Source organism: Thioalkalivibrio sp. ALRh (assembly GCF_000381425.1).
GTDB lineage: Bacteria > Pseudomonadota > Gammaproteobacteria > Ectothiorhodospirales > Ectothiorhodospiraceae > Thioalkalivibrio.
In genome coordinates this window covers 311,590-324,088 of sequence record NZ_KB906519.1, presented here as the reverse complement: position 1 = coordinate 324,088, position 12,499 = coordinate 311,590, and the positions used below count along the sequence as shown (strand labels likewise).

Genomic DNA, 12,499 nt, shown 5'->3' with positions numbered 1-12,499 from the left:
GATGACCAGTCTAGCCACGAATGAGGAGCGAGCGCCATGGCTGAATATCGTCGGCGTGGGCGCGGGGGGACTCGCCGGGCTGGCCCCGGATGCCCGCATGGCGCTGGACACGGCGGCGACGGTGATCGGCGGCGCCAGGCATCTGGAGATGCTGCCGGAGCGGCCGGGGCAGAAGCGCCTGGTGTGGCCGTCGCCGCTGGAGAGCGCGCTGGACTGGATCGAGGCGCGCGCCGGGCAGCCGCTGTGTGTGCTCGCCAGCGGCGACCCCTTCTGGTTCGGGGTGGGCGCGACCCTGATGCGGCGTTTTCCGGTCGCGCAGACCTGCGTCTGGCCGGCGCCCTCGGCGTTCAGCCTGGCCGCTGCGCGCATGGGCTGGCCGCTGCAGCAGACCCGCTGCCTGTCGGTGCACGGCCGGCCGATGGAGGCGCTGCGGCCCTGGTTGCATGACGGCGCGCGACTGCTGATCCTGAGCCGCGACGGGGATACCCCGGCGGAACTGGCGCACTGGCTGACCGGGCTCGGCTTCGGCGATTCCACCCTGACCGTATTGCAGTCCCTGGGTGCGGACCGCGAGGCGGCGGTCCGCGCGCGCGCCGGGGCCTGGCCGGAGGTCGCGATCGAGGCGCTGAACACGGTGGCGCTGGAGTGCCGGGCCGATCCGGCGGCGCAGGTGCTGGCGGCCAGTGCCGGCCGGCCGGAGGCGCAGTTCGAGCAGGACGGCCAGATCACCAAGCGCGAGGTGCGGGCGGTGGCGCTGGCCCTGCTGGCGCCCGGACGCGGCGAGCGGCTGTGGGACGTGGGCGCCGGCTCCGGAGCCATCGGCATCGAGTGGATGCTGACGGATCCGGCCAACACCGCCGTGGCCATCGAGCCGCGCGCGGAGCGCCTGGAACGCATCGCGCGCAACGCGAGCACGCTGGGGGTGCCGGCGCTCCGTCCCATCCACGGGCGGGCGCCGGAGGCACTGGGAGACCTGCCGCCACCCGACGCGATCTTCATCGGCGGCGGGCTGACCACGCCGGGGCTGGTGGAGCACTGCATCGGCCAACTGCGCCCGGGCGGGCGGCTGGTCGCCAGCAGCGTGACCGTGGAAGGGGACGCGGTGCTGGCGGCGGCGCACGAGCGCCACGCCGGCGAGCTCACGCGGATCAACGTCAGCCGCGCGGAGCCGCTGGGCGGCATGGCCGGCTGGCAGCCGCTGCGGCCGGTGACCCTGTGGTCGCTGCGCCGGAGCTGAGGGAAACGCCGAGTGGGGCGCATGTCCGGGTGACCCCCGGCGTCGGCTTCGCCTCGGCCTGCACGGCCGGCGAGCTGGAGGCACTGGTCCGCGAGGTGCTGGCCGAGGCGCACGCCGGGTTGCGGGCGGGGGGCGGCGAGGCGATCGAGATCCGGCAGCTGGCGGCCCCGGCGCACAAGGGCGACAGCCCGGTGCTGTGGACGGCCGCGCGCGACCTGGAGCTGGAGCCGGTGTTCGCGTCGGCGGCCGCGCTGGCCGAGCACGACGCTGCCCTGTCCACGGACTCCTCGCGCTCGCGTGCCGCCGCCGGGGTCGGTTCGGTGGCGGAGGCGGCGGCGCTGGCGGTGGCCGGCGACGGGGCGCGCCTGCTGCTGCCGCGGCGGCTCTCGGCACGGGCGAGCTGCGCGGTGGCCGTGCGGACGGTGAACGGGACAGACGGGAATTTCGAGGAGTTTTGATGACGGTTCATTTTGTCGGAGCGGGGCCCGGTGCGGCCGATCTGCTGACTTTGCGCGGGCGCGATCGTATCGCGGCCTGCCCGGTATGCCTGTATGCCGGTTCGCTGGTGCCGGAGGCGGTGCTGGAGCATGTCCCGGAGGGGGCGCGCGTGGTCAACACCGCGCCACTGACGCTGGACGCGATCATGGAGGAGATCGAACGCGCCCACGCGGCGGGCCAGGACGTGGCGCGCCTGCACTCCGGCGATCTTTCGGTCTACAGCGCGCTGGGCGAGCAGATCCGCCGGCTGGAGGCGGCCGGGATCGACTACAGCATCACGCCTGGAGTGCCGGCGTTCTCTGCCGCCGCGGCGACCCTGGGGCGGGAACTGACGGTGCCGGAGGTGGCGCAGTCGTTGGTGCTGACGCGCACGCCGGGGCGGGCGTCCTCCATGCCGGAGCGCGAACGGCTGGCGAGCTTTGCCGCCACCGGGGCGACCCTGGCGATCCACCTGTCGCTGCACAATATCGAGACCGTGGTCGAAGACCTGCGGCCGCACTATGGCTGCGACTGCCCGGTGGCGATCGTGTTTCGCGCCAGCTGGCCGGACGAGACCGTGGTGCGCGGTTCGCTGGGGAATATCGCGGAGCGGGCGCAGGCCCTGACCACGCGGCGCTCGGCGCTGATCCTAGTGGGGCCGGCGCTGGACCCGGGGGATTTTCGCGACAGTGCGCTGTACGACCCGTCGCACGTGCGCCGTTACCGCGGCATGGACGGGGACTAAGCGGTGGCGCCCCTGATCTTCCGCAGGCAGGGATAACGCCGGTGGGTGTTGTGGGACACGGGGCTTTTCGCCTGCAAGCAGGCTCCCACATCGCCAGGAACCTGTAGGAGTCTGCTTGCAGGCGAAGGCGGTTTCTTCCCGATCAGGGTCATGGCAAGGGGCCGCCATGCGGCGGCCCCTTGGTTCCCGGCCGGTTTAGCGGCGGCGGTAGTTGTCGTGGCAGGCCAGACAATGGTGGCGCACGCCGTTCAGGGCCTCGGTGGCGCGAAGCTGGAAGTCTTCGTTCTCCAGGTCGTCGGCCGACTCCACCTTGCGCTGCAGTCGTTCGGCGGCCTCGCGGTAGGCTGCCTTGTACTCGGAGAACTCCGGGTCCTCCCAGGCCGCGGGCAGGGCCCCGGGTTCGCCGTCCCGCGCTGGTGTCTCGCGTGCGAACCAGGTTTCGATGTCGTCGGCGCGGCGCGCCAGTTCCTCGGCCAGACCGGGCAGACGTTCGGCGAATGGTGCGTCATAACGCAGGATCTGCTCGATGCTGCGGTAGGTGGCCGAGGTGCCCTGCATGCTCTGCTGACGGAAGCGCTGGAAGGCCTCGGTCGCATCCACTTTGGCCGGATCGTCCAGGGTCTCGTCATAGTCGCCCCAGGGGCCCGGCATTGTGACAGTGACCTCCGCGGTGGCCGGGCTGCCGGTGGCAGCCAGCAACAGGATCGCAAAGAGGGTGGTTCTCAACGGGTGGTGGATCGGTTGCATCCAGTTCATGTCGATTCTCCCGGTCATTTCTCAGAAGCGGAACTGGTGCTGCAGGTGCAGCTCCCAGTCCGAGGTGTCGGTGTCGCGGTCCAGCCACATCAGTTGGGTCTTGTGCCGCTGGCCACGGTGATACCAGTTGAGGCCGGCACCCCATTCACGCTGCCAGCGCTCGTCAGTGCCAAGATCGTCGCCTGCGTCGTGGCGCAATACGGCGTGGCGCGCGGCGAACTCCAGTCCCTCCACCGGCAGCGACTGCGCCAGTTCCAGTTCGGCCCCCAGGTCGTGGTAGCTCGCGGTGCGGTCGGGGGAGACATCGCGGCGGAAGGCCGCCAGCGACAGCGAGGTATGGGCGAACTTGACCACCGCGTCGGCGGTGGCGGTGATCCAGTCGGCGCGTTGGTTGGCCACCGTGTCTTCGATGCCGCGGCTCCAGTCGCGCAGGTGGTTGCGGCTGGCGGCCTGTACGCCGGCGCCCAGGGCGACGGTGCGCTCCACGGCCTGGCCTAACGTGGTGTTGTCACGTGGGACTGCGCCGACCGGGGCCCACGCGCCGCGCGCGCTGAACAGGTGGCCGGATGTGGAGGGGCGCTCGTCGCGCTGATCCAGACGCCCGCGACCGTCAAACACGCCGATGGCCCATGCCCGGTTGTCGCCGGCGCCGCCCAGCAGGGCGATACCGGTGTCGCGGCCGGCCGGAACCTCGAACTGGTTGCCGGCGATGCTCAGTTCGGTGAACAGGCGGTTGGGTCCGCCGATATCCCGCGACAGGCCGAAGGGGACCGTAAACTGGCCAGCCCGCAGGCCCAGGTGTTCACCCAGTGCGTACTGCAACCAGATGTCGCGCATGGACAGCTCGCCGCTGCTGAAATCCGGCTGCAGGCGGAAGCTCAGATCGGGGTGGAACAGGGTGCCCGAGGTGTCCAGCCAGGCACGACGGAAGTCGAATTCGCTGCTGGAGCCATCCGGGTCTCGTTCGTAGCTGTAGCGGCCCTGGATCAGCGGATCCAGGGTGACCTGCAGGCCGTCTTCCGCGTCGCCGAATTCGAAGCCGGCTTGTGCCGGCGCGATGCCCGCGGCCGTCATCAGGCACAGGGTGGCCAGGGCCGGGACGGCATGCTGTCCCGGTCGGAGATGGGTATGGTTCATTGTTGGGTTGCTCCCTTGGACGCGCGACCCCGCACGCCGTGGATGAAACGACGCCGGAAGCTGGACAGGGAGCAGGGGAGGCCGGGCGATGCGAGCACGCCGGACTGGCCCGCTCGGCCGCCCACCGCGGCGTCGGGTGTCGTCCAGGCCGGTCTCCGGACTCGCGAAGTGGATGCGCGATGCATCCAGGGCGGATCGCCTTCCCGCGGGCATCCCGGGGATGCGCCGCAGTGGCATTGGATCCGCCCGTCTCCGCCTACCGTTGCGGGGGCAGTGCCGGCCTTGCGAATGTCGATTCGCGCACCGGCTTCCCGATTATCCCCGGCGGCTGAGCGCCGGGGCACCTAGAGAGGGGCGAACCGTAATGGAGGGAAAAGGGGGGGTCAAGTTTGTCCGGGTATCCCGGGAAACGGTGTAGTGGGGGCGAACCCGGCTCCCCTGGAGGCTGATAATTGATGCAGATCATCTCCGGGGCGGATTTTGATCGCGACCAGGTTTCCGCGTCTGTAGGGTGGGTTTTAAGTGGTTTGGACCGAGTCTATTTCGGTTCGCGCCGATATCCGCTTCTCAGATGTCTGTTACTCATCTGTTACTCAAGGGAGACCTGTATGAAAACGCTTTCCGGATTCCGCATGACGGCGCTGGCGGCTTGTGCAGCCGTCGCGTTCGGGGCCGCAGCCCCGGCCGTGGCCGATACCGACTATTCCGAATACCGCGACGTGTTCGAGCCGCTGCCGGCGCTGCCGCCGATCCCGGCGGACAACTCGATGACCAAGGAGAAGATCGAGCTGGGCAAGATGCTGTTCTTCGAGCCGCGCATCTCCAGCTCCGGCGTGATCTCCTGCGCCACCTGCCACAACCCGGCGCTGGGCTGGGCGGACCGCATCCCGCGCGCGGTGGGCCATGACGGCCAGGTTGGCGAGCGCAATACCCCGACCGTGCTGAATTCCGGCTTCTTCACGGCCCAGTTCTGGGATGGCCGCGAGGACGATCTGGAAGGCCAGGCCCTGGGCCCGATCCAGGACGCGATCGAGATGGCGATGCCGCTGGAGGAGGCGATCGCGCGCCTGGAGGAGTTCAACGAGTACCAGGAGAAGTTCGAGGCCGCCTATCCCGATTATGACGGCGACAACGTGATCAATACCGACCACGTGGCCAAGGCCCTGGCGACGTTCCAGCGCACGCTGAACACCCCGAATTCGCCGCTGGATCGCTGGCTGGTCGGGGACGAGGGTGCGATGAGCGAGCAGCAGATGCGCGGGATGAAGCTGTTCGCCGATAACGGCTGCGTGGCCTGCCACAGCGGACCGGCGTTGACCGACAGCAACTTCCATCGCATCCAGGTGCCGGGCTCGGAAGACAAGGGCCGCTATCTGGTCACGGGCGATGAGGCCGACAAGTTCGCGTTCAAGACCCCGACGCTGCGCAATGTGGCGCTGACCTACCCCTACATGAACAACGGCGAGACCGCGACGCTGGACGAGGCGATCCGCATCATGGGGCAGGAGATGCTGGGCATGGAGTTCAGCGATGACGAGGTCGCGGACATCGAGGCCTTCATGCACGCACTGACCGGCGAGATGCCGCGCTTCGATATCCCCGCGCTGCCGTAACTGGCCGCACTGGGATCGGGTGTTACAAGCCCCCTCCGGAGACGGAGGGGGCTTTTTCGTGGGTGCGTTTATTCGACCGTGATAGTGATCTTTTCGGACACAACCGGTGGGTCGAAGCTAATGTGGCGGTAGTCCATGAACAGCAACTGCAGGGTGTACTCGCCGGGTTCCAGTTCCAGCTCGCCCTCGGTCTGTCCACCACCGAAATGACGCTTGTGGTCGGAGAAGGGCAGCGAGGCATCCAAGTCCACCTCGTCGAGTGGCTTGTTCACCAGCAGGTGGTGGTGGCCGGTGTTGTCCATCTCCACGCCGGCCGGCGCGACACCCATGCCGCGCAGGCCCATCTGGACACGCACTGGACTTTCGAGCGTTTCGCCATCCTGTGGACTGATGAAATAAACCTCGGCCCCGTCCGGTGGCGCAATGCGGTCGGTCGCCATGGCATTCCCGGCCAGCGCCAGGCCGCCGGTCAGTGCCAGTAACGTGGAAAGTCGGGTGAGCGTGGGATTCATGAAGGCTCCTTTGGCCCGCGTTCGGGCATCCGTGTGGTCCCAACTCCAGTATAGACCGCGGTCCCTGCGGCAGCCCCGCGGCGTTCTGCTACCCTAGGCGCCTTCAAATTCCACCTTCCTCAGGAACGAGTGCTTCGCATGACTTTTCGTACCCGTTTTGCCCCCAGTCCGACCGGCTATCTGCATATTGGCGGTGCCCGCACCGCGCTGTTCTCCTGGCTGTATGCGCGTCACCACGGTGGCGAGTTCGTGCTGCGCATCGAAGACACCGATCTGGAGCGCAGCAATGCGGAATCGGTCAACGCGATCCTTGAGGGGATGAACTGGCTGGGGCTGACTTACGATCACGGGCCGTTCTATCAGACGGAGCGTTTTGATCGGTACAAGGAGGTAATCGACCAGCTGATGGCCGCAGGTCACGCCTATCGCTGCTACTGCACGAAGGAAGAGTTGGATGCGATGCGCGAGGAGCAGAAGGCGCGCAAGGAAAAGCCGCGCTACGACGGTCGCTGCCGGGCGCGCACCGAGCCGCGCGAGGGCGTGGAGCCGGTAATCCGTTTTCGCACGCCGGACGAGGGGGTAACCATCGTCGACGACATGGTGCGCGGCAAGGTCGCGTTCCAGAACAGCGAGCTGGACGACCTGATCATCGCCCGCTCCGACGGCTCGCCAACCTACAACCTGACGGTGGTGGTCGACGACATGGATATGGGGATCACCCATGTGGTCCGTGGCGATGACCACTTGAACAACACCCCGCGCCAGATCAACATCCTGAAGGCGCTGGACGTGGAACCGCCGCGCTACGGCCACCTGCCGATGATCATGGGCCCGGACGGTGCCAAACTGTCCAAGCGCCACGGGGCGGTCTCGGTGATGCAGTACCGCGACGAGGGCTATCTGCCGGAGGCCCTGCTGAATTATCTGGTGCGCCTGGGCTGGGCCCACGGCGACCAGGAGATCTTCTCGGTGGACGAACTGGTGCGCCTGTTCGATATCGAGGACGTCAACCAGTCCGCCTCGGCGATCAACCCGGACAAGCTCCTCTGGCTCAACCAGCACTACATCAAGACCCTGGACCCGGACCATGTGGCGTTGGAGTTCGGCTGGCACCTGGGCCAGCTGGGCATTGACCCTTCTAATGGCCCGGTGATGCGCGACGTCGTGATCGCTCAGCGCGAGCGAGCGCGCACCCTTCGCGAGATGGCCGAGAACAGCGTGTACTTCTACCGCGAGTTCGAGGACTACGACGAGAAGGCCGCGCGCAAGCAGCTCACCGCCGAAGCACTCCCGGTGCTGCAGACGCTGCATGACGGTTTCAGTGCGCTGGGTGCCTGGGAGAAGGAGCCGCTGCACGAGGTCGTGGTGCACACCGGCGAGCGGCTGGATCTCAAGCTGGGCAAGGTCGCGCAGCCGCTGCGTGTGGCCCTGACCGGCGGCACAGTATCGCCGCCGATCGACGACACCCTGGTGCTGATTGGGCGTGAGCGATCACTGGCTCGGATCGAGCGGGCGCTGAAGAAAATTTCGGCGGAAGCGGGTTGACACTCCAGGGGGTGCTGGCTACAGTACGCGCTCGCCTGACACGGGGCCATAGCTCAGCTGGGAGAGCGCCTGCATGGCATGCAGGAGGTCGGCGGTTCGATCCCGCCTGGCTCCACCAAATTCGGGTGTAAGCGAGTTCACCGATGCATCGTTTTGGGGTTATATCCATCTGGGTGGGTCTGGTGATTGCAGTGGTTGGGCTGTTCGGCGGTTTCGGGCTGATGTTCACCGGGGAGCAAACCTGGTCCAAGCCCCTGATTGCGGCGGTTCCGATCGGATTTCTTCTGGTGTTTACCGGTGTTGTAACCACGATCATTTATCGTGAGACCGCCGGAGGCCACAGAAGCGGCCGGCCCCAGGGCCCGCCAAACTAGCAACAAGACGTTGCCTCTGCGTCCCCATCGTCTAGAGGCCTAGGACACCGCCCTTTCACGGCGGCGACCGGGGTTCGAATCCCCGTGGGGACGCCATTATTCCGAGAAGGCCCGAATCGAAAGGTTCGGGCCTTTTCTTTTGTGCGCGCCGGTACCCGTGCTGGCGCGGGACCGGTTCAGGCGAGCTGCGGGTTTTGCTGCAGCGCCTGCTCGGATGGGTGTCGTCGGGGGATGATGCAGTGGTTGATGCGCAGGAGTTCGCGTTCGCTCCACTGGCGCCAGACGTCATCGCGAGCAAAGCGGGCATAGTCGAGCAGGGTTAATCGTTCGATATTCGGGTTGCCGTGGTCGTGGGCCAGACGTCGTGCCCGCTCCAGCTCCTGCCAGCCCTCGTTGTCGGTGCCGTCGCTGCGTTCCAGTAGCGCATGCGCCCGCAGTCGCCGGATGGCGGGTTCGAAGCCGTGATCCCCTCGTTTCAGGCAGTTGGTCAGTGTATCGGTGGCGATCTGCAGGCGTTCCGCCGGCTTGGCGCCGGTTGCATGCAGGGCGTCGAGCAGGAAGAGCTGAAAGATGGTGCTGACGCCATCCATGATGTGGCGCAATGCATCTGCCTGTTCCCGGAGTGGAGCCACAGCCGAGGGGTCGCCTTGGCGCGCGAGAGCCCAGTGCTGTAGTGCCAGGCCTGAGGCCCGCCAGAGGGGATAGTCATAGTCCTCGGCAATCGCGAGCGCGCGGCGGGCGGAGGTCAGGGCTTCGTCAGGGTCGTCGGCGAAGAAGCCAAGCGCTGCCCGGAAGGCGTAGACAAAGGCCTCGGTGGGGCGGTGTTCCAGCGCTGTGGCCTCGGCGCAGGCCGCATCCATTTCATCCCACGCGCGAGCGTGGTTGCCGAAGAAGAGGAGCGTCCAGGCCATGAAGCCGCGTGAGCTGATCGCAGGGTTTTCGGTGTGGCGCGCGACCAGGTGTGGGTGGTCGTCTTCGCGGTACAGGGCGAGCGCCTGGGTCTGGTGTTCCAGCGCCAGCGGCAGCTGGCCACTCCAGAAATGCGTGTTGCCTTGTACATAGTGAGCGGCGATGCGTAGCAGGCGGTCGTTCGACTGCTCTGCGACCTGTTCCATGTCGTTGGCCAGGCGGTGGGCTTCATCAAAGCCATGCCAGGATCCGGCACCGTGCCAAAGTCCCCAGAGCACACGGAAGTACTGCACCGCGTCTCGCTGGGGCGCGGTGATGCCCAGCGTACGCTCAAAGATCGCGTGCACTGTGCGCGAGCCGTATCCCAGTAAGGCGAGGTTTGAGGCACCCAGTCCGCCCAGGGCTCGCTGGGTCTGCGCATCGCGTTCTTCCGAGGGTTCCCGCTCACCCAGCTCGCGATCGAGGCAGCTGAGCGCGTCTTCGAAGTAGTGCGAGGCCTCCAGCAGCATGCCCCGGGCGAACGCCGCCTCTCCCGCCTCGAGCCAGGCGGGCACCGCCTCCTCCACACGCCCGGCGTGATAGAGATGGCTGGCCACCTGGCCCCAGTCGATACTGCTTGAGCCTCCATCGTCACGCAGGAGATCGGCCAGGCGGCCGTGAAGACGCGTTCGTTCGGCCACCAGCATGGATTCGTAGGCGGCCTGCTGAAACAGCGCGTGACGGAACCGGTAGCGCACACCGTCCAGGACGCCGACCGGCTCGATGAATCCGCGGCCGGTGAGGCGGCTGAGCTGGCGGCGGATCACGTCGGCCGGCTGCTCCAGGAGGTGACTCAGGATGCGCGTATCAAAATCGCGTCCGATTACGGCCGCGGCGTGGGCCAGGTCACGCGCGGTCCCGGTTTGTTCCAGACGTGCCACCAGCAGATTAGCCAGCCCGGGCGGCAAGGTGTCGGGCAGGGTCCCGGTGCGCGCCGCTTCGAGGGTGTAGCGCGTCAGCTCCTCGAGAAAAAGCGGGACGCCCTCGCCGCGCTCGATGAGTTGTTCGCGCAGGTGTGTCGTCAGGCGATGCTGGGTGTCGCAACGCTCGATGAGTTCATGTGCAGCCTGGTCGGGCAGGGCGTGCAGTCGCAGGTGCTCGAGCGGGACATCGCGCCAGTTGGAGCGAAAACTCATGCGGGCCGTGAGCAGGGTCAGCAACGGGCGGTCATGCAGGCGCTGATACAGGCGTCGGAGGAATTCGGCCGTGCCGGAATCCATCCAGTGCAGGTCGTCGCAGATCAGCAGGATGGGGCCTCGTTGGGCTCGGCGCCGGGCGAGTTCGACGAGGACGTCAATGATGTGATCCCGGTCGAGACCCTGTGCGGCCAGTGCTTCGAGGCCGTTGCTGTCCGGGTGTGTGAGCCAGTGCGCCAGGGCGTCGGCGATGTCCGCATCGAGTGACCGAGCGGTGCCGAGGGCATGTGCCAGTCGGCGCTGGCGGCTGGCATTCATGCTGCCGAGCCCAAGCCAGGTGGCGAACGCTTGACGCACGGGCGTCAACAAGTGCCGCGCGCGGTCCTCGCGGCACTTCAGCAGGAAGCGCGAGCGCGCCTGGCCGCGGATGCGCTCGTCGAGGTGTCGTGCGAGACGGCTCTTGCCCAGGCCGGCTTCACCCTGAATCAGTACATAGTGTGGTTTGTGATGTTCGAGTGTCTGGCGCCAGATCATGTGCAGGCGCTCAAGCTCCTCTGTGCGTCCTGCCAGAGGAGTGAGGCCACCTCGGGCGTGCTGGGCATCGACGCGATCCAGGGGGCCGGGGTCGCCGGTGACGCGCTGGCTTCCTTCGAGTACTCCCGTGCCTGCGTGAGGGCTGAACAGAAAATACCCCGAGACGCGCTGGTGCACGGATGGCGAGACCACGAGCGTCCCCGTGTCGGTCGAACGTGCCAGAGCCTGTGCGCGCTGGCTGAGCAGGCCAGCGGGGTCGGGGGTGTCCGGGTCTACCCCGGTTACGATGAGGTCGGTATCGACGCTTATGCGCAGCTCGCAGTCGCTCGGGGCTGTTTGCAGGACTTGCCAGGCGGCGTGGACGGCATCGACGGTGGCCTGCTCGCGACCTGCAGGATAGCCAAAATAGGCGAGGAGGCCGCTGCCAGGGGCCCGAACCACATGCCCCCGATGGTTCAACAGGACCAGGTCCAGTTGCTCCAGGGTGTGTTGCATGCGTTCATTCTGCAGCTCGACGTCAAGCTCGGCGTCCGCCTGGACTAGGCAGGCCACAACGGTGACCCGGCGGCGCTCGGCACGCAGAGAGGCTGTTTCGGGTGTGGCAGTAGAAGACACCGTTGCCGGTGTCTTTGGTGTTGGGGCCAGGATTTCGTCGCGGGTTCGCACCAGCAGGTGGCCAGGGCCATCGACCGCCTGGCGCTCCAGGCGGCCAAAGTGTTCCAGCGCCCGCTCGCGGTTACCCATGCCGGCCAGGGTCAGCATGACCAGGCGGTGCAGGGCCTCTTCATGGGGCTCCATCGCCAGCAGTCGCTGGAGTTCGGTGAGCAGGGCTTCGGCGTCTGCGGAGTGGCAGAGATCGTCGAGATTTTCCTCGATCAGGAGGAGCAGCTGGGACCAGTAGTGGTCGCGCTGTGTCTGTGCCCAGGCGGCGAGCTCGGGGAGATCCTGGAGTGCGCGCACGGGATCAAGAAAGGGGCCATGGTAGTGGCGGATGCTCGCGAGGGTTTGTGCGGCCAGTTCGTTGCAGCTCAGGTGGCTGCGGTCGGCCCGCAGGCGGTGCAGGGCGAGGAAATCGATCTCGGTGCCGGGCTGAAGCTGGAAGTGGACGTAGCGCGGTGTGGCCTCGAGCAGGGCGGCGGGCGGGTCCGGCAGTTGCCGCCGCAGTTGAAATAGCCCCTGGCGCAGGTTGACACGTGCGCTGTCGCTGTCCAGCTCGGGCCAGAACAGGTGCGCCAGCTCCTGGCGTGGCACGCGCCGTGGGCATTCGGCCGCCAGGTAGGTCAGCAACAGCCCCAGCTTGGTGCCGGACAGGGCGGGCACATCACGGCCCTCGACCCGCACGCCGACTGTGCCGAAGGTCGTGATCTCCAGATGAGCCAACCATCCCCCCTGTCGCAAACGCCGGGCGCATGCCAACGGGCGTCGTCGCCGCTGTTGCCGGTGCCCGGGTGGTTATTGCGTGTCTTGCCCGCGCTGTCTGGCCGC

At 67.3% G+C, this 12,499-nt stretch carries 10 protein-coding genes, 2 tRNA genes and 1 riboswitch; of the genes, 8 read left to right on the top strand and 4 right to left on the bottom strand.

All coding sequences use genetic code 11. The features are described 5' to 3' along the window. Position 1: 1 nt before the first annotated feature. From F791_RS0101540 to cobM, 3 genes are read left to right on the top strand one after another with little or no spacing between them, the layout of a single operon-like run. Entirely contained in the window at positions 2-1,237 is a 1,236-nt protein-coding gene (locus F791_RS0101540) for a bifunctional cobalt-precorrin-7 (C(5))-methyltransferase/cobalt-precorrin-6B (C(15))-methyltransferase (protein ID WP_019592081.1), read from the top strand. Between the two features lie 29 nt (positions 1,238-1,266). Next, positions 1,267-1,695, top strand: coding sequence for a cobalamin biosynthesis protein (locus F791_RS0101535; RefSeq protein ID WP_018174786.1), 429 nt, complete (start codon positions 1,267-1,269; stop codon positions 1,693-1,695). Further along, positions 1,695-2,459 (top strand): precorrin-4 C(11)-methyltransferase, encoded by a 765-nt coding sequence (gene cobM, locus F791_RS0101530; protein WP_019592080.1) that lies wholly within the window; start codon positions 1,695-1,697, stop codon positions 2,457-2,459. The genes F791_RS0101535 and cobM overlap by 1 nt, the downstream gene beginning before the upstream one ends. A gap of 195 nt (positions 2,460-2,654) precedes the next feature. On the opposite strand, the gene F791_RS0101525 is transcribed toward cobM, so the two are convergent. Together F791_RS0101525 and F791_RS0101520 are read right to left on the bottom strand one after the other, a co-directional pair. After that, complete coding sequence (locus F791_RS0101525; RefSeq protein ID WP_012982222.1) at positions 2,655-3,215, bottom strand: cytochrome c; 561 nt, start codon at positions 3,213-3,215, stop codon at positions 2,655-2,657. 21 nt (positions 3,216-3,236) lie between these two features. Beyond that, positions 3,237-4,352: a porin gene (locus tag F791_RS0101520; protein WP_019592079.1), complete on the bottom strand. Its 1,116-nt coding sequence runs from the start codon at positions 4,350-4,352 to the stop codon at positions 3,237-3,239. A gap of 128 nt (positions 4,353-4,480) precedes the next feature. Beyond that, positions 4,481-4,715, bottom strand: a riboswitch (cobalamin riboswitch). 269 nt (positions 4,716-4,984) lie between these two features. On the opposite strand from F791_RS0101520, the gene F791_RS0101515 reads away from it, so the two are divergent. Then, entirely contained in the window at positions 4,985-5,965 is a 981-nt protein-coding gene (locus F791_RS0101515; RefSeq protein WP_018138730.1) for a cytochrome-c peroxidase, read from the top strand. A gap of 68 nt (positions 5,966-6,033) precedes the next feature. On the opposite strand, the gene F791_RS0101510 is transcribed toward F791_RS0101515, so the two are convergent. Continuing rightward, complete coding sequence (locus F791_RS0101510; protein ID WP_018138731.1) at positions 6,034-6,477, bottom strand: DUF4399 domain-containing protein; 444 nt, start codon at positions 6,475-6,477, stop codon at positions 6,034-6,036. 138 nt (positions 6,478-6,615) lie between these two features. Here F791_RS0101510 and gltX point away from each other — a divergent pair, with 138 nt between their 5' ends. The 4 genes from gltX to F791_RS0101490 all read left to right on the top strand — a co-directional run bounded on the left by gltX (position 6,616) and on the right by F791_RS0101490 (position 8,492). Further along, positions 6,616-8,022, top strand: coding sequence for a glutamate--tRNA ligase (gltX, locus tag F791_RS0101505; protein ID WP_019592078.1), 1,407 nt, complete (start codon positions 6,616-6,618; stop codon positions 8,020-8,022). 42 nt (positions 8,023-8,064) lie between these two features. Next, a tRNA-Ala gene (locus tag F791_RS0101500) sits at positions 8,065-8,140 on the top strand. Between the two features lie 25 nt (positions 8,141-8,165). Beyond that, on the top strand, positions 8,166-8,396 hold the full coding sequence (locus F791_RS0101495) for a hypothetical protein (protein WP_012982227.1): 231 nt from the start codon (positions 8,166-8,168) through the stop codon (positions 8,394-8,396). 20 nt (positions 8,397-8,416) lie between these two features. Further along, positions 8,417-8,492, top strand: a tRNA-Glu gene (locus F791_RS0101490). Positions 8,493-8,572: 80 nt separating this feature from the next. Here the strand turns inward: F791_RS0101490 and F791_RS0101485 are convergent. Continuing rightward, positions 8,573-12,394, bottom strand: coding sequence for an AAA family ATPase (locus tag F791_RS0101485; protein WP_019592077.1), 3,822 nt, complete (start codon positions 12,392-12,394; stop codon positions 8,573-8,575). Positions 12,395-12,499 lie beyond the last annotated feature (105 nt).

Excerpts from the sequence above, each read along its gene's own strand:
- F791_RS0101540 (WP_019592081.1), top strand. The coding sequence starts at position 2 with ATGACCAGTCTAGCCACGAATGAGGAGCGAGCGCCATGGCTGAATATC.
- cobM (WP_019592080.1), top strand. The coding sequence starts at position 1,695 with ATGACGGTTCATTTTGTCGGAGCGGGGCCCGGTGCGGCCGATCTGCTG.
- F791_RS0101525 (WP_012982222.1), bottom strand. The coding sequence starts at position 3,215 with ATGAACTGGATGCAACCGATCCACCACCCGTTGAGAACCACCCTCTTT.
- F791_RS0101520 (WP_019592079.1), bottom strand. The coding sequence starts at position 4,352 with ATGAACCATACCCATCTCCGACCGGGACAGCATGCCGTCCCGGCCCTG.
- F791_RS0101515 (WP_018138730.1), top strand. The coding sequence starts at position 4,985 with ATGACGGCGCTGGCGGCTTGTGCAGCCGTCGCGTTCGGGGCCGCAGCC.
- F791_RS0101510 (WP_018138731.1), bottom strand. The coding sequence starts at position 6,477 with ATGAATCCCACGCTCACCCGACTTTCCACGTTACTGGCACTGACCGGC.
- gltX (WP_019592078.1), top strand. The coding sequence starts at position 6,616 with ATGACTTTTCGTACCCGTTTTGCCCCCAGTCCGACCGGCTATCTGCAT.
- F791_RS0101495 (WP_012982227.1), top strand. The coding sequence starts at position 8,166 with ATGCATCGTTTTGGGGTTATATCCATCTGGGTGGGTCTGGTGATTGCA.